A 24,706-nucleotide genomic window follows, 5' to 3' on the forward strand; every position below is an offset into this window, starting at 1 on the left:
CGCCCCCGGAACTGATCTCAGGGGGTGGTGCTACCGAAACATGCTTACCAAATAGTAACCATGCCATCGACGCGCATGCCGGAGGACATCATTCCCGACGCCACCGAAAAAACCGCCCGGACAGCAATCGATCGCCGCGCCATCCCGGCCCATGCGAGCGAGGGCGTGTGGATGGCCGCAGACGGCCATGCGTTGCGCCGGATCGACTGGCCGGGCGCGCAGGGCTCGCCGCGCGGCTCGATCCTGTTCCTGCCGGGGCGCGGCGACTTCTACGAGAAATACCTCGAGACGCTTGAGGAATGGCATCGGGCAGGCTGGGGGGTGACCGCGGCCGACTGGCGCGGTCAGGCAGGCTCGGGCCGTTTGGGCGACGATGCGATCACCGGCCATGTCGGCGACTTCTCCGACTGGGTGGACGATCTTGCGCACCTGTGGCGCGAGTGGGCGGCACAGACCCCGGGCCCGCATGTCCTCGCCGCGCATTCCATGGGCGGGCATATCGTCATGCGCGCCCTCGTGGACGGTGCCGTATCGCCCGATGCGGTGGTCCTGTCCGCTCCGATGCTCGGCATGAGCGGCCCGCCTCTGCCGCTGCCGCTGCTTCACGGCGTCGCCAAGGTCATGACCAAGGTCGGCGAACCGACGCGGCCTGCGTGGAAGTGGAGCGAGAAGCCCGGCGAAATCCCTGCACGCCGCCGCGACCTGCTCACTCATGACGGTGAACGCTATGCCGATGAACTCTGGTGGCGCGAGAAGCGCCCGGAGCTGGTCATGGGCCCGGGCAGCTGGGGCTGGGTCGAGCGTGCCTATGCCTCGACCCGCGCGATCGAGGCTGCGGGCGCGATGGAGGGAATCGACGTGCCAGTGCTGATCGTCTCCACCACGAACGACAAGCTGGTCAGCCACGCTGCGGCCAAACGCGCGGCCGAACGCCTGCCGCACGGCGAGCTGGTCGAGTTCGGCGCGGAAGCCCATCACGAGATTTTCCGCGAGGTGCCAGCCGTACGTAATCGCGCACTAGGCGCCGTGACCGATTTCCTTGACCGGGTGGCACCCGCCGCATCGTGACGACATACGATTTTGCCATTGTCGGGGCCGGTATCGCCGGAGCCAGCCTTGCCGCCGAACTAGCAGAGGCCGGTTCGAGCGTGCTTGTGCTCGAGGCGGAGGACCAGCCGGGCTACCATTCGACGGGCAGGTCCGCCGCTTTCTGGGAGGAATGCTACGGCGGACCCGAGATCGTCCCGCTGACGATCGCATCGGGTGCATACCTGCGGGAGCACGGCTTTCTGACTCCGCGCGGCGCGCTGTATATCGGGCGGGAAAGCGACGCCGGTGAACTCGACGCCTTCATGTCCCGCTTCGCCGATAGCGGCGCGACGATCGAACGCATCGGCCGGGACGAGCTGGAGGGCCGTGTCCCAGGCCTGCGCGAAAGCTGGACCTCGGCCATCTGGGAACCTGCCTGTGCCGACATCGACGTGGCAGGGCTCCATGCGCATTATCTCGGCCGTGCTCGCCAGCTTGGCGTAGGCATCGCGTGCCGCGCGCGGCTGGCTGCCGCTTCCCGCACCGACGGTGTGTGGACGCTGGCGGACACGAAGGGCGAAACCTATCGCGCCACAGTGCTGGTCAATGCTGCGGGTGCCTGGGCGGACGACGTGGCAAGGCTTGCCGGGGTAAAGGCCCTGGGCATCCAGCCTTATCGGCGCACCGTTGCCCAATTGCGCACCGATCCTGCACCGGACGCGGACCTGCCGCTCGTGCTCGACATCGCGGGGAGCTTCTACTTCAAGCCGGAGACGGGCCGGGTGTGGCTCAGCCCGCATGACGAGGATCCGGTCGAGGCCTGCGATGCCGCGCCGGAGGAACTGGCAGTCGCCGAAGCGATCGACCGGTTCGAACAGGTCGTCGACTGGAAGGTGCTTGCGCTGGAGCGAAAGTGGGCGGGACTCAGGAGCTTCGCGCCGGACCGGTTGCCGGTCTACGGCTTCGATCCGCAGGTCGAGGGATTTGCCTGGTTCGCGGGGCAGGGGGGCTTCGGCATCCAGACGTCACCGGCGGCGGCGCGGCTTGCAGCACAGCTGCTGACAGGCGCCGCAAGCGATGAAATGACCCGCACAATTGATGCAACCCTCTATTCGCCGGCCCGCTTCCCCTAGCCAAGCGCATATCATTTGTTAGTGTGGGGCATCCGAAGCCGCAAAAACGGGAGAAAATCGATGGCTCACCATTTCAAGATCAAGAAGAACAAGGCCGGCGAGTTCGTCGCCTACTTCATGTACAATTCGGAAGCGATCTTCTGGACCGAGGGTTACAGCTCGAAGGCCAGCGCCAAGAACGCGATTGAATCGATCAAGAAGAACGGCCCGGGCGCCGAAACGGTCGACGAAAGCTGACCCTATGATCCCTCGCCGACCGCCGCCCTGTCGGCGGCCTGGTTGGCGAGGGCATCCACCCGTTCGTTTTCCGGGTGGCCCGAATGGCCGCGGACCCAGTGCCATTCGACATGATGACGCGCCGTCACCTCGATGAGGTCGTGCCACAGTTCGGCATTCATGACGGGCTTCTTGCTGGCATTGACCCAGCCGCGCTTCTTCCAGCCGTGCACCCACTTGGTAATGCCGTCGATCAGGTACTTGCTGTCGGTATAGATATCGACCTTGCAGGGCTCGATCAGGGCGGACAGGCCGCGGATCGCTGCGGTCATTTCCATCCGGTTGTTGGTCGTGTGAGGCTCGCCCCCCGACATTTCCTTTTCGTGGCGTCCCATGCGCAGCAGCGCGGCCCAGCCGCCGGGGCCCGGGTTGCCCTTGCACGAACCGTCGGTGAAGAGTTCTACGTGTTTCATCGTCGCGCGCCCTAGCTGCCCGATCCGCTCAGGCGAAGACCCGCGCGCCGTTTTCGACGTAGAAATCCCACCGCCGCACGAAATCCATCGGATCCTTGCGCGTCACCAGCGCGTCGGCCGGCGTATCGAGCCAGTCTTCGGCCCGGCTGGCAACGAAGCGCAGGCACGCCCCTTGCGCCAGCAGCGGCAGGGCCGCCCGTTCGGCACCGCCGAGTGGCCGGACACCGCAATAGCCGTCCATCAGGGCCTGTCCGATGGCCGCGTCAAACCGCTCGCCGCGCTTGTCGAAGCACCATGCCGCATGCGTGACGGCAAGGTCGTAGGCCATCGACCCGTTGCAGGCGAAATAGAAGTCGATCATCCCCGTCACCTGCTCGCCCAGCATCAGGACATTGTCCGGGAAGAGGTCCGAATGGATGACCGAGGAGGGCAGGTCGCCCGGCCACGCGGCCACTACCTCGCGGCCCTTTTCGAGGGCGCGCGGAAGGTCGGCATCGATGGAGGCGAGCGCGCTGCTGCCGCACCGCTCCAGTATTGCCAGCGTATTGCGCGGAGCGAGCTCGTCGGTCCGGTCGAGCGGGAAATCGCGCGCGGCAAGATGCACTTCGGCAAGGGCAGCGCCGACCGCGTGGGCCTGCGCCGGCGTGGGAGCATTGGGCGAAACGCCCGGCAGGAATTCGATCAGCGCCACCGCCTTGCCGTCGATCAGCCGGTAAAGGCCGCCGCTGCGATCATGGATCGTTGCCGGTACCTGGCAATCGCGTTCGGCAAGGTGGTCGAGCAGGCCGAGGAAGAAGGGCAGGTCGCCCGTGTCGATCCGCCGCTCGTACATGGTCAGGATGAATCGGCCTTGCGTCGTTTCGACCAGCCAGTTCGAATTGGAGACGCCTTCCGCGATGCCCTTGGCCGACACTAGCTGGCCGACGTCGTATTCGGCGATCAGCCGGGCAAGCTCCTCGGCACCGAGATGGGTGTAGACCGCCAAGCTACTCGGTCAGCTGCCGGGGCAGCTTGAACACCATGTTTTCCTCGGCGGTGGTGATGATCTCCTCGCTCACCTGTCGCCAGTCGGACAAGCGGTCGACCACTTCGCGCACGAGCTTTTCGGGTGCGGACGCGCCTGCCGTCAGACCCAGCGTGGCCACGCCTTCGAGCCATTCGGGCTCGATATCCTCGGCCCGCTGGATGAGGCGGGAATCGGTGCCCATGCGTTCGGCAACCTCGACGAGGCGCAGCGAGTTCGACGAATTCGGCGCACCGATGACGAGGACGAGATCGCAGCCGCCGGCGATTTCCTTCACTGCCGCCTGCCGGTTGCTGGTGGCGTAACAGATGTCTTCGGCCTTGGGCGCGACGATCTGCGGATAGCGGTCCTGCAGCGCCTCGATGATTTCGCGCGTGTCGTCGACCGACAGCGTGGTCTGGCTGAGGAACGACAGGTCGTCATCCTGCGTGAAGGGCAGGGCGGCGACATCCTCGACCGTTTCGACGAGCGTGATCTGGCCTTCGGGGACCTGCCCCATGGTGCCGATCACCTCGGGGTGGCCGGCATGGCCGATGAAGAGGATATGCTGCCCCTTTTCGATCTGGCGCTCGGCCTGGCGGTGCACCTTGCTCACCAGCGGGCAGGTGGCATCGACATAAAGCAGCTTGCGCCGCTCGGCCTCGGCCGGGACCGATTTCGGGACGCCGTGCGCGGAAAAGACGACCGGTGCATCGTCGGGCACCTCGTCCAGTTCCTCGACGAAAATCGCGCCCTTGGCCTTCAGGGAATCGACCACGTAGCGGTTGTGGACGATCTCGTGCCGCACATAGACGGGCGAGCCGTATTTCTGGAGCGCACGCTCCACGATCTCGATCGCACGGTCGACGCCGGCGCAAAATCCGCGGGGTGCCGCAATCAGCAGCTTCAGGGGCAGCCGGGGGTCATTGCCCGCAGCGGTGGATGGAAAGGGGGCGTTCATGCGCGCCCCTCTAGCGCTTTGCATCGCGCCAAGCTAGGGCACGCTCGCCCCGGTCGGGTCTTTGAATACGAACTTACGAGGAATGCCGCAGACATGACCAATCGCTTTCGCCTCCTGACCGCACTTGGAATGGGTCTCGCACTGGCGGGATGCAAGAGCGATGGTGAACTGGTCGTGTCCGGAAACGCGGTCGGCATTACCGCAGTGCGCACGGCCTGCCCCGCCGTCGGTATTCCCGATTACACCGGCGATATCACCGTGTTCCGCAACACGGGCACCAAGACGCAGGCCGATCTCGACGTGACCGCCGCGATCACCAATCTGACCTCGACCTGCTCGGAAGACGTGGAGCGCGTCTATTCCGAAGCGAGCTTCGACGTGGTCGCCCGCCGCAGCGATGTGCGCGGCGCGCGCACGGTCGAATTGCCCTATTTCTCCACCGTCCTGCGCGGTGGCAGCGCGGTTGTCACCAAGCGTGTCGGCACCGTGACGCTCAACTTTGCCGATGGCCAGGAACGCGCCAGCGCCTCGGCCAAGGCGGGTGCCTTCGTCAACCGCGCCGATGCGACGCTGCCCGCCGATGTGCGCGAGCGCATCACCCGCAAGCGCGAGCCGGGCGATCCCGATGCCGCGCTCGATCCGCTGGCCGATCCCGAAGTGCGTGCCGCCGTCCAGCGCGCGACCTTCGAACTGCTCGTCGGCTTCCAGCTGACCGAAGACCAGCTGCGCTACAACGTCACCCGTTGACCGGGCGGGCGCCGGCGCCCCTCGCATCTTGCCATTTCGCCCGATTCGTCTAGGCGCGCGGGCATGGCTGACATGCAGACACTCCACGCCTCTTTCGCGGCGAAAATCGACGCTGTTCTCAATGCTCTCGAGATGGAAGGACAGCTTCCGTCCGGGACCGACCGATCGAACGTCACGGTGGAACCGCCGCGCGATCCCTCGCATGGCGACCTTGCGACCAATGCCGCCATGGTGCTGGCCAAGCAGGCGAAGACCAATCCGCGCGCGCTGGCCGAACTGATCGTCGATCACCTCACGCGCGAGCCCGATATCGTCGAGGCCAGCATTGCCGGCCCGGGTTTCATCAACCTGCGCCTTGCCGACACGGCGTGGCTGCGCGAACTCTCGGCGATTGCCGCCATGGGCGCAGACTATGGCCGTTCCGCGATGGGCGGGGGCCAGAAGGTCAATGTCGAATATGTCTCGGCCAACCCGACCGGCCCGATGCACATGGGCCACTGCCGCGGCGCGGTGGTGGGCGATGCGCTGGCCGGCCTGCTCGAATTTTCCGGTCACGAGGTGATCCGCGAATATTACGTCAACGATGCGGGCGGTCAGGTGGACGTGCTCGCCCGCTCGGCACACCTTCGCTACCGCGAGGCGCTTGGCGAAGACATCGGCGAAATCCCCGAAGGCCTCTACCCGGGCGAATATCTGAAGCCGGTCGGCAAGACGCTGGCTGCCGAATTCGGCGACAAGTACGCCGCTGCGCCTGAAAGCGAATGGCTGGTGCTGTTCCGCCAGAAGGCGGTCGCGGCGATGATGGACATGATCCGCGCCGACCTCGCGCTGCTCGGCATCAATCACGATACCTTCGCCTCCGAGGCCGAATTGCAGGCTGCCGGAAAGCCGGAAGAAGCCGAAAAGTGGCTGCGCGAACACGGCTTCGTCTATGACGGCGTGCTCGAAGCGCCCAAGGGCAAGGCCCCGCCCGAAGACTGGGAGCCGGTCGAACTGCCGCTGTTCCGCTCGACCAAGTTCGGCGACGACCAGGACCGCCCGATCAAGAAATCGAACGGGGCCTGGACCTATTTCGGGGCCGACCTTGCCTATCACCTGCAGAAGGCGGAAAAGGCCGACGCGCTGATCGATATCTGGGGCGCCGACCATGCCGGTACGGTGAAGCGGATCAAGGCGGCTGTCGCCGCGCTTTCCGAAGGGCAGGGCCAGCCGATCCCCTTCGACGTGAAGCTGGTGCAGATGGTCAACCTGATGCGCGACGGCGAACCGGTGAAGATGTCCAAGCGTTCGGGCACGTTCGTGACGCTGGCCGACGTGGTCGAGGAAGTGGGCAAGGACGTGGTCCGCTTCACCATGCTGACCCGCAAGCCCGAAGCACAGATGGAATTCGACTTCGCCAAGGTGGTCGAAGCCAGCAAGGACAACCCGGTATTCTACCTCCAGTACGCCCATGCGCGTATCCGCTCGACGCTGCGCAAGGCCGGTGTCGAGCCGAGCGATGCGCATCTCAATCGCCTCGGCGCGGACGAGCTGGCGCTGGTGCACGAAGCTGCGCAATTCCCGCGTATCGTCGAGGCCGCCGCGCGTGCCCGCGAACCGCACCGCATCGCCTTTTTCCTCGGCGATCTCGCCGCCGCCTTCCACAGCTACTGGAATGCGGGTAACGATGATCCGGCAAAGCGCATCATCCAGGAGGGGGATGCCGAATTGACCGGAGCGCGGCTGTTCGTCGCTTCGCAGATCGGGCAGGTAATCCGCAACGGCCTCGGCATTCTCGGGGTCGAGGCGGTCGAGGAGATGTAGGAATGGCCGCAGGCGGCTACGACCAGGGCGCAGACTGGGACGAAGGCGAAGATCTCGAGCTGATCGACAGCGACGAGCGCTTGCCGTGGCTGGAAGCCGACGAGGAAGAAGGCGACGAAGGTGGCTATGCGACCTCGCGCATCGTCCTCATTGGCGTGCTTGCCGTCGTCCTGATCGGTGCGATCCTCGGCGGTGCCTGGTACTTTCTCGGCGGCGCGGCCAGCGAACCGCCTGCCGACGGCAGCCTGATTGCCGCTCCCGACGAGCCCTACAAGTCGCGGCCCGAAAACCCGGGCGGCAAGACCTATGCCGGCACGGGCGACACCAGCTTTGCCGTGGGCGAAGGGCAGACCCGCGAAGGTCGTCTCGCCGACAGGCCCGGCAACGCTGCCGCCCCGTCGCTCGCCACGACGCTCAATGCCGGGGACGAGCCCGCAGCCGCGCCTGCACCGAAGCCGGAACCGCGTTCGGGCGTCGGTGTCCAGGTCGGCGCATTCCCGAGCCGCGAGGAAGCGGAAGCGGCCTGGGCTCGCCTCATCCGCCAGACCGAGGCGCTGAGCGGGGTAAGCCACCGCGTGGTCGAGGCGCAGGTCGATATCGGCAAGGTCTACCGCCTCCAGGCCGTCGCGGGCGATCGCGGTTCGGCCAATGCGCTGTGCGGCCGGCTGAAGTCCGACGGCCTGCCCTGTTTCGTGAAATAGCGCCCGGCCGGCCAGATAGGGCGCGCTTTCCACATCTCCCGTCGGCAACCCGCTTGCCTGCGAGGGGCAAGCGGCGCAAATTCCTCGCATGTTGCCCGTAATCTTCGGCATTTCCGGCCGCGAACTGACGGCCGAGGAACGCGCCTTTTTCAAGGACGCCGATCCGGCGGGCTACATCCTGTTCGCGCGCAATTGCGAAAACCGCGAGCAGATGCGGCGCCTGACCGACGATTTGCGGGCCATCCATGGCCGCGACCGCCTGATCGTCTCTATCGACCAGGAGGGCGGGCGCGTTTCGCGCATGAAGCCCCCGGAATGGCCGAAATTCCCTGCTGGCGAGGCATTCGCGCGCCTGTTCGAAATCGCCCCGGCATCCGCGATCGAGGCGGCCCGCGTGAATGCGGAGGCAATCGCCCGCGAACTCGCCCGCGTCGGCGTCAGCGTGGATTTCCATGCCCCCTTCGACGTGCGGCGGCCCGAAACGGACAATGTCATCGGCGACCGGGCCTTGGGCAGCGACCCGATGCAGGTGGCGGCACTCGGCCGCGCCGTGCTCGACGGCATGGGTCATGCAGGCGTGGTCGGCTGCCTCAAGCATATGCCGGGCCATGGCCGCGCCACGGTCGACAGCCACAAGGAACTCCCCCGCGTCGATGCGAGCGAGGCGGAACTGGAGGTCGATATCGAACCGTTCCGCTCGCTTGCCAGCCACCCGCTCGGCATGAGCGCACACATCGTTTTCACCGCCTGGGACGAGCATCGCCCGGCAACGCTTTCGCCCGATGTGATCGGCCATGTCATTCGCGGGAAGATCGGCTTCGACGGCCTGCTCCTGTCCGACGATATCGACATGCAGGCGCTCGAAGGCACGATCCCCGAACGCTGCGAGAAGGCGCTGGCCGCCGGCTGCGACATCGCTCTCAACTGCTGGGCGCGCATGGATGACCAGATCGCCATTGCGAATAGGATCGGTGCGATGGGCGATGCAGCGAGCGCGCGCCTCGAACGCGTCCACGCGCTGATGGGCGATCCTGCGGACGAGGTCGAGATAGGCCATCTCCTGGCCAAGCGCGACGCGCTGCTCGCAGTGGCGGAGCATGCGGCATGAGCGACGGGCTGCTCTTTGGCGACGCGCCCGATCAGGCGGACGACTGGGACGGCATTGCCGCTGAGGCACCGGTCGACGACGGCGCGCTCTACCTCGAACTCGACGGGTGGGAAGGGCCGCTCGACCTGCTGCTTGACCTCGCGCGGCGCCAGAAGGTCGACTTGCGCGAGATTTCGATCCTCGCCCTGGTCGAGCAGTATCTCGACTATATCGACAAGGCCGAGGCGCTGAAGCTGGAACTGGCGGCGGACTATCTCGTGATGGCCGCCTGGCTTGCCTACCTCAAGTCCGCGATGCTGCTGCCCAAGGAAGAGCTGGAGGATCCGAGCCCGGAAGAACTGGCGCTCAGGCTCCAGTTGCGCCTCCAGCGGCTTGGCGCGATGCGCGATGCGGCAGCGCGCCTCATGGGCGGCGACCGCATCGGGCGCGACGTATTCCTGCGCGGGGCACCCGAAGGCCTCGCCATTGTCCGCAAGACGCAGTGGCACTGCGACCAGTTCGCGCTGATCGAGGCTTATGGACGGGTCAAGGCGCGCACTGCGCCCGCCATCCACATGGTCCGCGAACGGCCCGTAATGACGCTCGACAGCGCGCTCGAACGCGTGTCGAACATGCTGGGCGTGACGCTGGAATGGATGGAAATCCGCGATTTCCTGCCGCCACATGCCGAACCGCGCCTCAAGCGTTCGGCGCTTGCATCGAGCTTCGTGGCAGCGCTCGAACTCGCCCGGCTCGGCAAGGCCGAGCTTGCGCAGGAGGATATCTTCGGCCCGCTGCGCCTGAGGCGCGTGTCGTGACCGAACTGGAACGGGCAATCGAAGCGGCGCTGTTCGCGGCTGAGGAACCGATGAGCGTGGATGCGCTGGCGGGGTTCCTGGGTGACGCGGCAACGTCGGACGTTCGCGATGCGCTGGCCGTGCTGGCGGAAACTTACTCCGAACGCGGCGTCCACTTGGTCGAGCGCGGCAAGCGCTGGCATTTCGAAACCGCGCCCGATCTTGCCCATTTCCTGCGCAAGGAAAAGGAGCAGGTCCGCCGCCTCAGCCGCGCCGCGACCGAGGTGCTGGCTATCATCGCCTATCACGAGCCGGTCAGCCGCGCCGAAATCGAATCGATCCGCGGGGTCCAGACATCGGGCGGCACGCTGGATGTGCTGATGGAAGCGGGCTGGGTGAAAATCGCCGGCCGGCGGGAAGTGCCCGGGCGCCCCACGATCTACGCGACGACGCCCGAATTCCTCGACCATTTCGGCCTTTCCAGCCGCCGCGACCTGCCCGGAATCGCGGAATTGCGTGCGACCGGCCTGCTCGATCCGGTCGACGACTCGTTCGAGGAACTCACCGCCATGCCGGAAGAGGAAGACGAGAGCGAAGACGCAAGCTGACTGGCATTGCGCCTGCCGAGCGCCTATATCGGCAGAAACCCACTTACAAAGGTAATCCCATGTCGCTCGGCCCCTGGCAGCTCATCATTATCGCCATCGTCATCCTCGTCCTGTTCGGCCGCGGCCGCATTTCCGAGATGATGGGCGATTTCGGCAAGGGCATCAAAAGCTTCAAGCAGGGCATGAACGAGGATGACGCCAAGCCGACCAAGCACCTCGAGCACGAGGCGAAGCCCGCCAGCGAGGGGCTGACCGAAGACCAGGTCAAGTCGACGTCCGACACCAAGTAATCCGCTAGAGGGCGGAGGCACGCATGTTCGATATCGGCGCCAGCGAACTGCTGGTGATTGTCATCGTGGCGATCCTGGTGATCGGCCCGAAGGACATGCCGCGTGCCATGCGTACCGCCGGACGCTGGATCGGCAAGCTGCGCCGCATGTCCACCCATTTCCGCGCCGGCATCGACGAGATGGTCCGGCAGGCGGAAATCGAGGACATGGAAAAGCAGTGGGCCGACCGCAACAAGGAAATCATGGCCAAGTATCCGACCGGCAACGAGCCGGAAGGCGGCGCGCCCGATAGCGAAATGACGCCCATGGCTCCTGCGGCAGACCCGGCGGATGCCGACGCTGCGGCAGAGGCGGCCATCAAGCGGGCCGCGCCGAAGAAAGCACCGGAACATGGCGGCCCCGCCGAGGCGGAACCGGGCCTGCCGCTTGGTGACGTACCGCCCCCTCCGCCGGCCAAGGGCGAGAGCTGACATGGCCTTCGAGATCAAGGACATCGACGAGAGCCAGGCGCCGCTGCTCGACCATTTGATGGAACTGCGCACGCGGCTGGTCCGCTGCGTCGCCGCGCTGGTGGTGGCGTTCGGCGCGTGCCTCTATTTCGCGGACGACATCCTCGGCTTCCTGATACAGCCGCTCAAATCGTCCTTTCCCGACGGCAAGGGGCAGCTGATCTTCACCAAGCTTTACGAGGTGTTCTTCGTCGAGCTGAAAGTGGCGCTGTTCGCAGGCTTCTGCATCGCGTTTCCCTATATCGCAAACCAGCTCTGGGCGTTCATCGCGCCGGGGCTCTATGCGCGCGAAAAGAAGGCTTTCCTGCCTTTCCTGATCGCGACGCCCTTCCTGTTCACTTGCGGCGCGGCACTGGCCTATTACGTCGTGATGCCGACCGCTTTCGAGTGGTTCCTCGGCTTCGAGGGCACTGCAGGCGGGCTCGAAATCAATGCCCTGCCGACGGCGAACGAATACCTCGGCCTCGTCATGCAGTTCATCCTCGCCTTCGGGATGAGCTTCCTGCTCCCCGTCCTGCTGCTGCTGCTGCATCGCGCAGGCATCGTGACGCGCGAACAGCTGGTCAATGCACGGCGCTATGTGATCGTGCTGGTCGTGATCGTGGCGGCGATCATCACGCCGCCCGATCCGGGTTCGCAGCTGTTGCTGGCCATACCGCTGCTGCTGCTGTTCGAAGGCTCGCTCGTGCTGATGCGCATCTTCGACAAGCGCGATGCGAAGGAAAAGGCGGCGGAAGAACCCGCCGCCGATCAGTCCGCGTCGTAGACCTTCCGGCCGCCGACCCAGGTTTCCAGCACCTTGGTCGCGCGGATTTCTTCCGGCGTCGCCATCAGCGGGTCGCGGTCGACCAGGATGAAGTCGGCCCGCTCGCCCGGAAGTAGTCTGCCGAAACGGCCTTCGGCAAATCCGGCATAGGCCGCGTCGGCAGTAAATCCGGCAAGCGCCTCCTCGCGATTGACGCGTTCCTTGGGCAGCCAGCCGCCGAAGGGCTGGCCGTTGGCATCCATGCGGGTGATCGCGGCCGCGTAACCGGCAAAGACGTCCGACGGTTCCACCGGCGCGTCCGAGCCGAAAGCCAGCTTGCCGCCCAGTTGCAGCACGGTGTTCCACGCATAGGCGCCTTCGAGGCGGTCCATGCCCAGCCGCGCCTCCGCCATCAGGCGATCCGACGTCTGGTGGAGCGGCTGCATCGAGGCGATGATGCCGTTCTGCGCGATCTTGGGCAGGTCGACCGGATCGATGATCTGCGCGTGTTCGATCCGCCAACGGCGATCGCCATCGAAGCTTTCCGCGATCTCGTTTACCGCGTTCAGCACTTCCGCATTGGCAGCCGTGCCGATGGCGTGGACTGCCGGCTGGAAGCCGCCCTGTGCGGCACGCACGAGGATGTTGCGAAGCTGCGCAGGCGTCTGCAGCGGGAGGCCGTAATTGCCCGGATCGTCGGCATAGGGGCGCTTCAGCCAGGCCCCGCGGCTGCCCAGCGCGCCATCGAGATAGAGCTTCACGCCGTTCATGCGCAGCTTGTCGTCGTAGAGCCAGGGCGAGGGCCCCGATCCGCCGATCAGCACCATCTGTTCGGGGCCCGAGGCATAGGACATGATGCGCAGGTTCAGCGCGCCCATGTCACCGGCGCGGCGGAAAGCCTGCCAGTCCTCGATCGTGGTGCCCATGTCGGCGACCGCGGTGATGCCGTAACGGTGGAAGACCTTCTGCGCCTCGGCGAGCGCCAGGTCGCGCTCGTTGGCGCGCGGGGCCGGGATGGCCTGGCGCATAAGTTCCTCGGCAGCATCGACGAAGACGCCGCTGGGCTGTTTCGTACCGGGCAGGGTTTCGATCCTGCCGCCTGCAGGCGACTTGCTCTGCGCCGTGATCCCGGCAGCCTGCATGGCGAGGCTGTTGGCCCAGCCGGCATGGCCATCGACGCGCTCGAGATAGACCGGGCGGTCGGCGACGGCGCTGTCGAGTTCGGCAGCGGTCGGGAATCGGCCAAGGCCCCATTTTTCCTGGTTCCAGCCGCGCCCGAGGATCCACGGGCGGGCTTCGTTTTCGGCAGCGAAAGTGCGGATCTTGTCGAGCGCTTCCTCAAGCGAATTCGTTTCCGACAGGTCCAGCGTCAATGCGCCGAAGCCGACGCCCATGACGTGGACGTGCGCATCGATCATGCCCGGCAGCATGACGCGGCCTTTACCATCTTCGCGGTAGTCGGTGCGCGGGCGGTCTTCGCCCCGGCCGATGACCTTCGCCACCTTGCCGTCGTCGTCGATCACCAGCGCCTCGAACCGCTTCACCTTGCCGTCTGCATCCATGGTGATGCCGGTTACGTTGTCGACGAGCACGTCGGCCTGTGCAGGCACGGCGACGGTGGTGGCGAGCAGGGCGGCAACAAGTGTCTTCTTCATCAGGCTTTCCCAATCCGTGTTCGGGGCCTGCGATAAGGCAAAGCTTGGCACGGGCAAACCCTTTCGCTCATTGCGCCACCAAGGTGGGGTCCGTAGTTTCCCCGGCGATGACACAGGCCAATCCCCTGCCGACCGGAGAGAAGGCGACCGATCTCCTGACCCTCGACGATGTGAGGGCTGCTGCTGCGCGTATCGAAGGCGCAGTGGTCAAGACCTCGTTGATGCACTCCATCACCCTGTCGGAGATTACCGGGGCGGACATCTGGCTGAAGTTCGAAAACCACCAATTCACGGCCGCCTACAAGGAACGCGGCGCATTGAACGCGCTGCTCCACCTGTCGGAAGAGCAGCGACGCCGCGGCGTTATCGCGGCGTCCGCAGGCAACCACTCGCAGGGCCTGTCCTATCACGGGCGCAGGCTGGGCGTTCCGGTGACCATCGTGATGCCCTCGACCACGCCCAGCGTGAAAGTGATGCAGACCGAAAGCGTCGGCGGAAAGGTCGAACTGTTCGGCGAGACCTTCGACGAGGCCTATGACCATGCGCGCGAGCTGGAGCGGGAACGCGGCCTCACCTTCGTCCACCCTTTCGACGATCCCAATGTCGCGGCAGGGCAGGGCACGGTCGCGCTCGAGATGCTCGAGGCAAAGGACGATTTCGACTGTCTCGTCGTGCCAATCGGCGGCGGCGGCCTGATGAGCGGCATGGCGACGGTCGCCAAGGCGCTGCGCCCCGATATCGAGATGGTGGGCGTGCAGGCCCAGCTGTTCCCCTCGATGTATTCGGCCGTGACCGGCGAGGAATTGCCCTGCGGCGGCGACACGCTGGCGGAGGGCATTGCGGTCAAGCAGCCCGGTGCCTTTACCAGCCAGGTCATCCGCGAACTGGTCGACGAAGTCCTGCTGGTCGGCGAACCCAAGCTGGAACACGCCGTGTCGCTGCTTCTCCAGATCGAGAAGACCGTCGTGGAGGGTGCTGGCGCTGCGGGTCTTGCCGCCGTCCTGTCCTATCCCGAACGCTTTGCCGGCAAGACCGTCGGCCTCGTGCTGTGTGGCGGCAATATCGACACCCGCCTGCTCGCCAACGTGCTGCTGCGCGACCTTGCCCGCAGCGGGCGACTGGCGCGTCTCAGGATCACGCTGCAGGACCGCCCCGGCGCGCTCTACAAGGTGATGCGCGAGTTCAACGACCACAACGTCAACATCATCGAGATCTACCACCAGCGCATCTTCACCGCGCTTCCCGCCAAGGGCCTGATCACCGAGATCGAGTGCGAGGCGCGCGACGGCAGCCAGATCGACCGCCTGGTCAAGGCGCTGGAAGCCAAGGGCTATTCGGTCGAACTGGCCGAGCTGGAATAGGGCGAACGGTGGGGTCGGAAACGGCCTTGGGTCCACTTTCGTGGTTAAGGCACTTTTAACCCGGGCACCACTCGGGCATAAAGGAGTCGTTAAAGATATAAGTCGCCCGCAACGCAGAGGATGTCATCAACCCGTGACGGCCCCGATCCGCTTTCCCCGCTTTTTCGTGACGAGCCCCGCGCCGTGCCCGTATCTGCCGGGCAAGAGCGAGCGAAAGGTGTTCACCGAATTGCGCGGGCAGAGCGCGGACGAACTCAACGAAGCGCTCGGGCGAATCGGTTTCCGCCGCAGCCAGACGGTCGCCTACCGGCCGTCCTGCCTCGACTGCCAGGCCTGCGTATCGGTCCGCGTCGTCGCCAACGAATTCAAGCCTTCCGGCAGCCAGAAGCGCACGCTGAAGGCGAACAGCGATATCGAAGTCGCGGAATGCCGCCCCTGGGCGACCGACGAACAGTACGAATTGCTCCGCAAGTACCTCTCCCATCGCCACCCCGGAGGCGGCATGGCAGAGATGGACGAATCCGACTTTGCGGATATGGTGGAACACACTCCGGTATCCAGCTATGTCGTTGAATATCGGGAGCCGGGAGTTGGGTCGCAGCCGGGACGGCTGATCGGCGCCTGTCTCACGGACGTGCAGGGTGACGGGCTGTCGATGATCTACAGCTTCTACGACCCTGATATTGAGGATCGTGCCGGGCTTGGAAATTTCATCATCCTCGACCACATCCGCCGGGCAGCCGCGCAGGGCCTGCCCTACGTCTACCTCGGCTATTGGGTCGAAGGGTCGGAGCGGATGCAGTACAAGGTGCGTTACCGCCCGCTCGAACGGCTTACCCGCGGCGGATGGGAACGCATGCCCGAAGACGAGCAGAAGCGCCTTATCACCGCAGCAACCCGGCCACGCGTCGCTCGCACTGCCGAGCCCCTGCCGGCCAAGGACGGAAGCCAGCGCGAATACAAGCTGGCCGACTGAACCGATACGCGCATTCCTGAAAAGCTGTGTTGCCGCGATCGCCCTTGTGGCGGTACCTGCGGCTGCGCAGGACCAGCAGGCGCCCGAACGGCTCGAGGACCTGATCCCCGACAGCGCGCTCGACAATCCCGAGGAGTGGGCGGCGCAGGGCACGGTTGAAGACACAGAAACCACGGGCGACGTCGTTCCCGAACCCGAAACGCCGATCGACGCTCCTCCCGGCTTCGATCTCGCATGGCCAGACGAGCTGGAAATCGACGGTTTCGAGCCGCTGGAGCCGGAAGAGGACATCCAGTTCGCCGATCTCGATACCGGCGCCCCGCAGATCGCGTTCGAAAACGCCGAGACAGAGCAACTTGCCGACAATCTGATCCTCGGTTTCCCGCAAGCGGAACCGCCATTTTCCGAACGAGGCGGCTTCGTTGCGCGATACGAGGCGCTTTCGACCATCGAGGAGCTCGGGTCCGACGATGCCAATGTCGCGCAGATCGCGGCCCGTGCGCGCGAGGACGAGGAGCTGCTCAACAACCTCCTGCGGGTATACGGCTACTATAATGGAGAGATCATCCGCACGATCGGTGCGGTCGAACCGGGCGAGGGCGAGGCAGACGGCAGGCCGGTCGTGCGCTTCGATGTCATCCCGGGCGTGCGCTATCGTTACGGGACCATCGACCTCGGCAATCTGAGGAGCGCGCCGGATTACAACGCACTGCGCGATGTCTTCAACATCCTGCCGGGCGATTACCTCCAGAGCGACACGATCATCCAGGAACAGTTCGACCTCGATCGCGCCCTTGGCGAAAGTGGCTACGCCTTCGCCAGGATCGACGAGCCCGAACTGCTGATCGACCACGACCGGGAGCAAGGCGATCTCACACTGCCGGTAGAGCCGGGCGGCAAGTACGTGTTCGGCGAAGTCACCAGCAACGATCCCGAGTTCCTGTCCAGCCGCCACCTTTCCAGCATCGCGCGTTTCGAGCCGGGCGACACGTACCAGCGCAGCCTGTCGATGGACCTGCGCCGCGCGGTGACCGCGACCGGCCTCGTGTCTTCAGTCGCGATTACGCCGCGCGAGATTACCGCGCCGCAAGGCGACGAGCCGGGCGTGGTGGCGATGGACGTCGAAATGACCCGCGCCAAGCTACGCACCATTGCGGGCGCAATCGGGTACGGTTCGGAAGAGGGCTTCCGCGTCCAGGCAAGTTGGGAGCATCGCAATCTCTTCCCGCCCGAAGGGTCGCTCAAGGTGCGCGGCGTGCTGGGGACGCAGGAACAGCTGGCAGGCGTTACCTTCCGCAAGAACAATTTCGGCGGGCGCGACCAGGTCCTGACGGTCGATGCCTATGTCTCGGCGATCGACACGGTCGCCTATGACGCGAACTCGATTGCCCTGTCCGGCACTTACGAGCGGCTCTCGACCCTCTTGTTCCAGAAGCCCCTCAGCTGGACGCTCGGTGCGCTCATTCTCGCAACGGACGATCGCAACCGGGTGCTGAAGGGTATTCCCCGTCCCCGCCAGACCTACCTTGTCGCTTCGATCTATGGCCGTGCGACTGTCGACACGACGGATTCGCTGCTCGATCCGACCAAGGGTTTCCGTGTCTCGGGCTTCCTGGCCCCGGCAACCTCGCGCACGGCGGGGGAGCAGTTCTACTATCTCGCGAACCAGGCGGATGCTTCCTATTACCAGTCGATCGGGAGCAACATCGTTGCTGCCGGCAGGTTGCGATACGCTAGCATCCTGGGGGCGCCGCTATTCGCGATTGCGCCCTCCCGCCGGCTCTATGCCGGTGGCGGCGGTTCCGTGCGTGGCTACGGCTACCAGGCCGTCGGCCCCAAGAACGACCTCGGCGAACCGACCGGCGGGCGCAGCCTCGTCGAAGCCTCGGTTGAAGCGCGGATCGGGACGGGCTTTTTCGATGGCGCGCTATCGGTGGTCCCGTTCTTCGATATCGGGGCTGTCTCGATCGATACCACCCCCGATTTCCGCTTCGTCAAATACGGTGCGGGCGTCGGTGTGCGATACGATACCGGCTTCGGCCCGTTGCGCCTCGATGTCGGCGTGCCGCTCAACCCCGACGAAGGCGATGCGCCTGTCGCCGTCTACGTATCGCTGGGGCAGGCTTTCTGATGGAAGAGGTTGCCGTGTCCACCGAGGCGCCGAAGCGCAGGTCCATCGCCGGGCGTATCGCCAGATGGACATTCGGTCTGCTGGGCGCTGTCGTCCTGCTGGTCGTGGGCGCGGTTCTGCTTCTCAACACCCCCATCGGGGAGCGTTTCCTTGCCGACCGGATCGCGCGCCATGTCTTTCCCAATGGTCTCAACATCGCCATCGGACGGATCGACGGGAACATCTATGGCGATGCGGTGCTGCACGATGTGCGCGTGTCCGATCCGCAAGGCGTCTTCCTGACGATCCCGCGTGCCGAGATCGACTGGAACCCGCGCGGCTGGCTGCGTAACCGGCTCGACATCGACAGCTTCGTCGCCCGCCGCGGAAATCTCACGCGCATACCCGAATTCTTGCCGAGCGAGGACGACGGGCCGGTGCTGCCCGGTTTCGACATCGCCATAGACCGGTTAGAAATCGACAACCTCATGCTTGCGCCGGGGATTGCCGGCGACGCCTCCCAACGCGTGGACCTTGCTGCCGAAGTGCAGGTCCGTGACAGGCTCCTGTTCGTCGATGGCGACGCGAAGCTCGGCACGGACGATTCGCTGGCCTTGCTGCTGCACGCAGAACCGGACGGGGACGATTTCGACCTCTCCGCCGATATCTCCGCAAGCGAGGGCGGGGCGATTGCCGGCATCCTGGGTGTCGAGGGTCCGTACGAGGCGCGCCTGCGCGGCGATGGCACTTGGTCGGCGTGGAAGGGTGGCTTGCTAGTCCGCAGCGGGGGTGAACGCATTGCAGCGCTCCGCATCATCAATCGCGAGGGCGTTTTTGGTCTGTTGGGCAAATTCGATGCGAGCGATTTCGTTGACGGCCTGCCCGAACGCGCGCTCGGCAATGACACGGCGATCAAGGCAAAGCTGACGATCGACGACCGGAAATTCGACGGGCGAACGATACTCGTCGGGCGCGGCATCCTGCTCGATGGCGACGGCCTGCTCGACCTCGCGGAAAACCGTGTCGAGGATTACCGTCTCGCCGCCAGTCTCCGCGATCCGGCGCTTTTCGATGACGGCTTGCGCCTCAACGGTACGACAGTGACGGCAACGCTGAACGGTGCTTTCGACCAGCTCGACATCGTGCACGAACTGAGAATCGGCGAACTCGTCTCGGGCGAGACACGGGTCGCATCTCTGAGACAGCAAGGAACGGCTCGATACGACGGCCAGACCTGGACTGTCCCGCTGGCAGTCACTGCAGGCCGGGTTTCGACCGGCAATGCGCTGGTCGATCCGCGGCTGGTGGACGGCGTCCTGCGCGGCCAGCTTGCGCTGTCAGGTAACCGGCTGGTTGCCGATGACCTCACTGTCGCCTTCCGCGGCCTCGCAGCCAATCTGGCCTTGCGCGGCGATCTGGATGCCGGTCGCTACCAGTTGCGCGGTCCCGTGCGGGCGGACGGGCTGGTGCTCGACAATGTCGGGCGGGCAGGCGGAACCGCCATGGCCGACTTTGAACTCTTTCCGGGTGGCTGGAGGCTTGGCGCGGACCTCGATGCGCGCGTCTCGCCGGTGACCAATGCGACCCTCGCCAATCTGGCGGGATCGGCGATCCGCGTGCGTGGCGGCATCGCGACCGGCAGCGGGGCGGCGCTCGATTTCAACCGCGTCCGGGTCAGCGCCGAAAAGCTGCAGATGGCGCTCAACGGTTCGGTTTCTGGCGGAACGACCCAGCTGGCAGGGTCCGGCACACATATTGAATACGGCGACTTCACCGTCGAAGCGCGCATCGCGGACGACGGCCCCACCGCGCAATTGGTCTTTGCAAGGCCTTTCACCGGGATCGAGAACGTACGCGTGGCCATCGCTCCGAGCGAAAACGGCTTTGCCATCGACACACAGGGCGATTCCGTGCTCGGCCCGTTTGACGGGATCCTGGCCCTGTTTGCTCCGGCGAATGGCCCGACGCGTATCGACGTCGAACGGCTCACGGTGTCCGAGACCTCGGTTAGCGGCGGCCTGACGCTGGTTGACGGCGGCGTCGACGGGACGCTCGCGCTTACGCGGGGCGGGCTGGAAGGCACCATAGCGCTTGCTCCGCAGGGTGGCCGGCAGGGGCTCGTCATCGACCTCACCGCTCGCGACGCCAGCTTCGGCGGGGATACATCGCTGACCATCGCGCGCGCCGACATCGACGTCGAGGGCCTGCTGGGCGAAGGCAATTCCAGCTTCTCGGGCACGGCGAATGCGCAAGGGGTCCAGTACGGCAGGCTGTTCATTGCCCGGCTCGCGGCGCAGGGTAAGGTGGAAAACGGGGTTGGCAGCGTCGATGCCCGAATAAGCGGCCAGCGCGGGGTCCGATTCGCACTCGACCTCAAGGGACGCTTCCAGCCGGACCGCATCGCTGTCGCCGCGCAGGGCGAATTTTCCGGTCGGTCTATCTACATGCCGCGGCGGGCCTACCTCACCAAGATGGAAGACGGCGGGTGGAGGCTGTCGCCGACGCAATTGTCTTACGGCGATGGCGGAATGGTCGCCTCGGGTGAATTCGGCGGCGGCAATCTTGCGCTCGACGTGAAGCTGGCGCGCATGCCGCTGTCGCTCGGCGATGTCGCCCTGTCGGACCTCGGCCTTGGCGGCACGATCTCCGGTGTGGTCGAGTACCGCAGCCCGGCTGGCGGCCTGCCGACCGGGTTGGCCCGGGTGAAGGTCGACGATCTCACCCGCTCGGGCCTCGTCCTGTCGTCGAAACCGATGGACCTGTCGCTAGTAGCACGTTTGGAAACCGACAGTTTCGAAGCCCGCGCCGTCATGGAAAGCGACGAAATCCGGCGCGGACGCGTGCAGGCCTACATCACGGGCCTGCCGGCAGAGGGCGATTTGACTCGCCGTCTCAGGGCCGGCCGCCTCGATGGCCAGCTGCGGTTCCAGGGTGCGGCCGAAAGCCTCTGGAGGCTCGCTGCGGTGGAGGCGTTCGACCTGACCGGACCTGTATCGATCGCTGCCAATGCCAGCGGTTCGCTTGCCGAACCAAGGGTGCGGGGCACCGTGGCCAGCGATGACCTGCGGGTCCGCAGCGCCCTGTCCGGCACGGACATCAGCGCCGTGACCGTGCGCGGTTCTTTCGCCGGTTCGCGGCTTCGCCTTAGCCGCTTTGCCGGAGCGACCGCCAATGGCGGGACGGTTTCCGGAAGCGGTATCGTCGATCTCGCAGGACTTGGCGAGCGTGTCGAAGGGCGTTTCGTCGAAATTCGCGGCCCGACGCTCGATTTGCGTGCTGCAGCCAGGAACGCCAAGCTGGTGGAAGCGAATGGGCTATCGGCGACGGTCACGGGACCGTTGCGCATCATCTCCAACGGGCTTGGCGGCACGATTGCAGGTCGTCTCCGCGTGGACCGGGCCAGCTGGCGCCTCGGAACGGCGGCCGATGACCTGCGCCTGCCGCGAATCAGCACGCGCGAGATCAACCTGCCTGCGGACAGGCGCCGCCGGGCGGCTTCCGCAAGGCCGTGGCGTTACCTGATCGACGCCAAGGCAGAGAGCCGGATCGATGTCGACGGCATGGGCCTCGACAGCGAGTGGCGCGGCGAAATCATCCTGCGCGGAACCACCGACGATCCGCGCATCGGCGGAACGGCCGAGGTCGTGCGCGGCGATTATACGTTCGCCGGTACGCGCTTCGAACTGACCCGCGGCGAGATCGACTTCGACGAGAACGTGCCGATCAACCCGCGCCTCGACATCAGGGCCGAGACGGAGGCAGGCGACACCAACGTCATCGTCACGATCACCGGCAATGCCGTACAGCCCGAAATCGCCTTTGCCTCCGACCCGTCACTGCCGGAAGAGGAGATCCTTGCGCGCCTGCTGTTCGGCGGTTCGATCACCACGCTGTCCGCCACCGACGCCCTACAGCTCGGCGCGGCTGTCGCCAGCCTGCGCGGTGGCGGAGGCATGGACCCGATCAACCAGCTGCGTTCTGCCATCGGCCTCGATCGCCTGCGCATCGTCAGCGCCGATCCGGCGCTTGGACGGGGCACGGGCATTGCGCTCGGCAAGAACATCGGCCGGCGCTTCTACGTCGAGATCATCACCGACGGGAAAGGCTACAGCGCCACCCAGGTCGAGTTCCGTGTCACGAGCTGGGTGTCGCTGCTGGCGAGTGTCTCGACCATCGGACGCGAGAGCGTCGTGGCCGAGATCAGTCGCGATTACTGAGGCTGGAGAACAGCCCCGATCGGAATGACGACGCCGTTCGATGCGGCGACCGCCTTGCCCGAGAACTGCGCGCTTGCACCGTCCTCGCGCGTGACAGTGATCGTTTCGCCGTCCTTGGTGAAGGTCACATCGTCTCCGCCGAGCGTGGTCATGGTCACTGCGCCATCCTTGGCATCGATCGCCGTGGCGATGTCTTCGGGCTGCAGATAGCCCGGCAGGATGTGATTGCGCAGTACGCCGACCAGGATCGGCTTCTGCTCCTCGGTCATGAGCGCCTGCCCGGCCTCACCGAGAGCCGCGAAGGCCTCGTCGCTCGGGGCGAGCAGCGTGTAGCTGCCGACGCCGTCGAACACGGTGTTGAGATCGGCGGTCACGATTGCCGAGTTCACGGTCGACAGCTCGGGCAGCTTGCCAAGGGCGGCGGCCAGCGTTTCCGTCTCGTCGATCTGCGTCGACCCATCGGCGGCATCGGTTTCCGCGCCGCTGCCGCAGGCGGAGAGGGCGACCAGTCCCACGATTGCGAAGGCGTGGGCGAAGGGCTTGTTCTTTGTCAGCATTGCTCGCGTCTCCTCAGATCAGCAGGTCGATGGCAGCAGCCACGAGCTGCGTTTCCGGGTCGATGCGGTACACATACCCGTCCGAATAGCGGTAATAGGCATCCGGCGTGTCGTAATACCGGTCACGATAGGGCGCGGGGACGTTGTAGACGTCATAGCCCTGCGGCACCGGCTGGCCGACGGCGAACTCGTCACCGGTAATTAGGGCTGCAATCGACATGATCGCCGCATCTTCGGGATCGACCCGGTAGATCACATTATCGGCATAGCGATAGCGGTCGGGCCCGCCGAGACCGTAATAGTCGACGTAATAGTCGGGCACCTGATAGCTGGTGTAGCCGACCGGCCAGAGATTGCCGACGCCCAGCGCGCCGCCGAGCAGCGGGATCCAGCCGGAAATGCCGTCATTGCCGTACCGCACCAGATAGCCGTCCCGATAATAGTAGTCGCCGCGGCCATAGCTGGTGAGGCCGAACAGGCTCGGGCGATAGTCCACGCCGAACAGGCTGCGGCGATAATCGTCCTTGAGCTGGCCCGGCGGGTTGCAGCCATTGCGCTTCTTGGCGAGGCCCGGAGGACAGCCGTCGATCAGGCCTCGCTCACGGTCGCCGGCCAGCCAGAAGCCGCCGCCGTCGTAGCGCACGTTCACGCCCCGCGCATCGCGTCCGCGGTCGTCGTAGCGCACACGCACATCGTTGCGGTCGTTTCCGTTGCCGTTTCCATTGCCGCGGCGTTCGACGACACGGTCATTGCCGTTGCCGTTACCGCGGTTGGCATTGCCGGCCTGTGCGGGACGGCGGTCATTGCCGCGTTCCGCCTTGGCGTTGCCGTTCCCGTTTCCGCGCGCTTCATTGCGCTGCGGACCGCGATCGGCCTTGGCATTGCCGTTACCCTTGGCCTGGGCAGCGGCCGGCTTGTCGCCGCCATTGCCCTTGCCGTTTCCATTACCGTTTCCTTGTGCCGCAGCCCCGCTCGCTGCAAGGGCGAGCGCGGCAGCACCTGCTAGTAGAACTCGCATTTGTTAACTCCTTTGCCTCGGGTAACGGGCCTTGTCCGATTCGGGTTCCGGTTAAGCTGCTGGCAAGGTTGGTAAACCGTCTCGCCTCAGGAACGGTATAGCCGCGCTTCCTCGTTACGCCGCCGCACGAGGCCCTTGAGAACGCGGCCGCCTGCGTATTTCCACCTCGCGAACTCGTTGGCCGCATCCGCATGCCGGCCGGCGCGGTGGAGGCGGGTCAGGCTGGCGCGGCGGATGGCCCCGGTGTTGTAGTGGAAGCTGACGAGCGCATCGAACTGCGCCTGCGTGGTCGGGACATCGCCGATGGCTTCCCGCACGTCGGCGGCATGGCGCTGCAGGTCGGCCTCGAGCCGCGCATCGCATTGCTCGCGGGTCCAGACGGTGGCCGGGCCGATATCCGGCCCCGTGGCGCCCCAGCCGATGGTCCAGGGCGCTTCTCCGGTGCCCGGATCGGGATAGGCTTCGACCAGCCCGTCGGGCCGCAGCCGCGCGCATCCCTCGAACCGCTTCACCAGTTGGATGCCTGCAGGCGAGACACCACAGGATGGAACGGATGGAACACGGTCTTGGGGAAGAATTCCTCCCGCCTCGTCGAGCACGCGGTCGAGCGCCTCGACCTCGCTCTGGCGAAAGCCTCTGCCGAGCAGGCGGCGGACGTGGTCGAAGATGGTCTTGCGGTTCATGGATCGGCACCTCGTGTGGAAAATCGA

The 24,706-nt window shown here is 65.6% G+C and carries 23 protein-coding genes; 16 read left to right on the plus strand and 7 right to left on the minus strand.

The window, feature by feature from the left end:
- Nucleotides 1–75 precede the first annotated feature (75 nt).
- The 3 genes from LC083_RS10115 to LC083_RS10125 are packed head-to-tail and all read left to right on the plus strand — an operon-like array spanning nucleotide 76 to nucleotide 2,399.
- Nucleotides 76–1,068: an alpha/beta hydrolase gene (locus tag LC083_RS10115; protein ID WP_226700293.1), complete on the plus strand. Its 993-nt coding sequence runs from the start codon at nucleotides 76–78 to the stop codon at nucleotides 1,066–1,068.
- Nucleotides 1,065–2,162, plus strand: a complete 1,098-nt coding sequence (locus LC083_RS10120; protein ID WP_226700294.1) for an NAD(P)/FAD-dependent oxidoreductase — start codon at nucleotides 1,065–1,067, stop codon at nucleotides 2,160–2,162. Before LC083_RS10115 ends, LC083_RS10120 begins: the two co-directional genes overlap by 4 nt.
- Nucleotides 2,163–2,222: 60 nt before the next feature.
- Nucleotides 2,223–2,399 (plus strand): YegP family protein, encoded by a 177-nt coding sequence (locus tag LC083_RS10125; protein WP_160606210.1) that lies wholly within the window; start codon nucleotides 2,223–2,225, stop codon nucleotides 2,397–2,399.
- Nucleotides 2,400–2,401: 2 nt separating this feature from the next.
- Here LC083_RS10125 and rnhA read toward each other — a convergent pair whose 3' ends face one another.
- From rnhA to ispH, 3 genes are read right to left on the minus strand one after another with little or no spacing between them, the layout of a single operon-like run.
- Entirely contained in the window at nucleotides 2,402–2,851 is a 450-nt protein-coding gene (gene rnhA, locus LC083_RS10130; RefSeq protein WP_226700295.1) for a ribonuclease HI, read from the minus strand.
- A gap of 28 nt (nucleotides 2,852–2,879) precedes the next feature.
- Nucleotides 2,880–3,836, minus strand: coding sequence for a homoserine kinase (gene thrB / locus LC083_RS10135; RefSeq protein ID WP_226700296.1), 957 nt, complete (start codon nucleotides 3,834–3,836; stop codon nucleotides 2,880–2,882).
- A gap of 1 nt (nucleotide 3,837) precedes the next feature.
- Nucleotides 3,838–4,815 carry a 4-hydroxy-3-methylbut-2-enyl diphosphate reductase gene (ispH, locus tag LC083_RS10140; protein ID WP_226700297.1) on the minus strand — a complete coding sequence of 326 codons (978 nt, stop codon included), beginning with the start codon at nucleotides 4,813–4,815 and terminating at the stop codon, nucleotides 3,838–3,840.
- Nucleotides 4,816–4,908: 93 nt separating this feature from the next.
- Here ispH and LC083_RS10145 point away from each other — a divergent pair, with 93 nt between their 5' ends.
- From LC083_RS10145 to tatC, 9 genes are all read left to right on the plus strand, one after another.
- Nucleotides 4,909–5,562 carry a hypothetical protein gene (locus LC083_RS10145; protein ID WP_160606214.1) on the plus strand — a complete coding sequence of 218 codons (654 nt, stop codon included), beginning with the start codon at nucleotides 4,909–4,911 and terminating at the stop codon, nucleotides 5,560–5,562.
- Nucleotides 5,563–5,625: 63 nt separating this feature from the next.
- The gene (gene argS, locus LC083_RS10150) at nucleotides 5,626–7,365 is read left to right on the plus strand and encodes an arginine--tRNA ligase (RefSeq protein ID WP_226700298.1); all 1,740 of its coding nucleotides are present in this window, start codon (nucleotides 5,626–5,628) and stop codon (nucleotides 7,363–7,365) included.
- Nucleotides 7,366–7,367: 2 nt separating this feature from the next.
- On the plus strand, nucleotides 7,368–8,066 hold the full coding sequence (locus tag LC083_RS10155; RefSeq protein WP_226700299.1) for an SPOR domain-containing protein: 699 nt from the start codon (nucleotides 7,368–7,370) through the stop codon (nucleotides 8,064–8,066).
- Between the two features lie 88 nt (nucleotides 8,067–8,154).
- Nucleotides 8,155–9,174, plus strand: coding sequence for a beta-N-acetylhexosaminidase (gene nagZ / locus LC083_RS10160; protein ID WP_226700300.1), 1,020 nt, complete (start codon nucleotides 8,155–8,157; stop codon nucleotides 9,172–9,174).
- A complete protein-coding gene (locus tag LC083_RS10165; protein ID WP_226700301.1) occupies nucleotides 9,171–9,971 on the plus strand; it encodes a segregation and condensation protein A in 801 nt (266 codons plus the stop codon). The genes nagZ and LC083_RS10165 overlap by 4 nt, the downstream gene beginning before the upstream one ends.
- On the plus strand, nucleotides 9,968–10,558 hold the full coding sequence (gene scpB, locus LC083_RS10170) for an SMC-Scp complex subunit ScpB (protein ID WP_226700302.1): 591 nt from the start codon (nucleotides 9,968–9,970) through the stop codon (nucleotides 10,556–10,558). The genes LC083_RS10165 and scpB overlap by 4 nt, the downstream gene beginning before the upstream one ends.
- Nucleotides 10,559–10,617: 59 nt before the next feature.
- On the plus strand, nucleotides 10,618–10,848 hold the full coding sequence (tatA, locus tag LC083_RS10175; protein WP_160606220.1) for a twin-arginine translocase TatA/TatE family subunit: 231 nt from the start codon (nucleotides 10,618–10,620) through the stop codon (nucleotides 10,846–10,848).
- Nucleotides 10,849–10,871: 23 nt separating this feature from the next.
- Nucleotides 10,872–11,318, plus strand: coding sequence for a Sec-independent protein translocase protein TatB (gene tatB, locus LC083_RS10180; protein ID WP_226700303.1), 447 nt, complete (start codon nucleotides 10,872–10,874; stop codon nucleotides 11,316–11,318).
- Nucleotide 11,319: 1 nt separating this feature from the next.
- Nucleotides 11,320–12,123, plus strand: a complete 804-nt coding sequence (gene tatC / locus LC083_RS10185; RefSeq protein WP_160606222.1) for a twin-arginine translocase subunit TatC — start codon at nucleotides 11,320–11,322, stop codon at nucleotides 12,121–12,123.
- Here tatC and LC083_RS10190 read toward each other — a convergent pair.
- A complete protein-coding gene (locus LC083_RS10190; protein WP_226700304.1) occupies nucleotides 12,108–13,757 on the minus strand; it encodes an amidohydrolase in 1,650 nt (549 codons plus the stop codon). The two genes, tatC and LC083_RS10190, sit on opposite strands and share 16 nt — an antisense overlap.
- Before the next feature lie 107 nt (nucleotides 13,758–13,864).
- Between LC083_RS10190 and LC083_RS10195 the strand changes: the two genes are divergently transcribed.
- From LC083_RS10195 to LC083_RS10210, 4 genes are all read left to right on the plus strand, one after another.
- Nucleotides 13,865–15,118, plus strand: coding sequence for a threonine ammonia-lyase (locus LC083_RS10195; RefSeq protein WP_226700305.1), 1,254 nt, complete (start codon nucleotides 13,865–13,867; stop codon nucleotides 15,116–15,118).
- A gap of 133 nt (nucleotides 15,119–15,251) precedes the next feature.
- Nucleotides 15,252–16,094 carry an arginyltransferase gene (locus LC083_RS10200; RefSeq protein WP_226700306.1) on the plus strand — a complete coding sequence of 281 codons (843 nt, stop codon included), beginning with the start codon at nucleotides 15,252–15,254 and terminating at the stop codon, nucleotides 16,092–16,094.
- A gap of 46 nt (nucleotides 16,095–16,140) precedes the next feature.
- Nucleotides 16,141–18,225, plus strand: coding sequence for an autotransporter assembly complex protein TamA (locus LC083_RS10205; RefSeq protein ID WP_226700307.1), 2,085 nt, complete (start codon nucleotides 16,141–16,143; stop codon nucleotides 18,223–18,225).
- Entirely contained in the window at nucleotides 18,225–22,421 is a 4,197-nt protein-coding gene (locus tag LC083_RS10210) for a translocation/assembly module TamB domain-containing protein (protein ID WP_226700308.1), read from the plus strand. Before LC083_RS10205 ends, LC083_RS10210 begins: the two co-directional genes overlap by 1 nt.
- Here the strand turns inward: LC083_RS10210 and LC083_RS10215 are convergent.
- The 3 genes from LC083_RS10215 to LC083_RS10225 form a co-directional block, all read right to left on the minus strand.
- Nucleotides 22,415–22,978 carry a fasciclin domain-containing protein gene (locus tag LC083_RS10215; protein WP_226700309.1) on the minus strand — a complete coding sequence of 188 codons (564 nt, stop codon included), beginning with the start codon at nucleotides 22,976–22,978 and terminating at the stop codon, nucleotides 22,415–22,417. The genes LC083_RS10210 and LC083_RS10215 overlap by 7 nt on opposite strands.
- A 13-nt stretch (nucleotides 22,979–22,991) precedes the next feature.
- Entirely contained in the window at nucleotides 22,992–23,996 is a 1,005-nt protein-coding gene (locus LC083_RS10220; protein WP_226700310.1) for a hypothetical protein, read from the minus strand.
- 86 nt (nucleotides 23,997–24,082) lie between these two features.
- Nucleotides 24,083–24,679: a lysozyme gene (locus tag LC083_RS10225; protein WP_226700311.1), complete on the minus strand. Its 597-nt coding sequence runs from the start codon at nucleotides 24,677–24,679 to the stop codon at nucleotides 24,083–24,085.
- Nucleotides 24,680–24,706: the final 27 nt, after the last annotated feature.

The organism is Qipengyuania gaetbuli (genome assembly GCF_020524765.1).
GTDB lineage: Bacteria > Pseudomonadota > Alphaproteobacteria > Sphingomonadales > Sphingomonadaceae > Qipengyuania > Qipengyuania gaetbuli_A.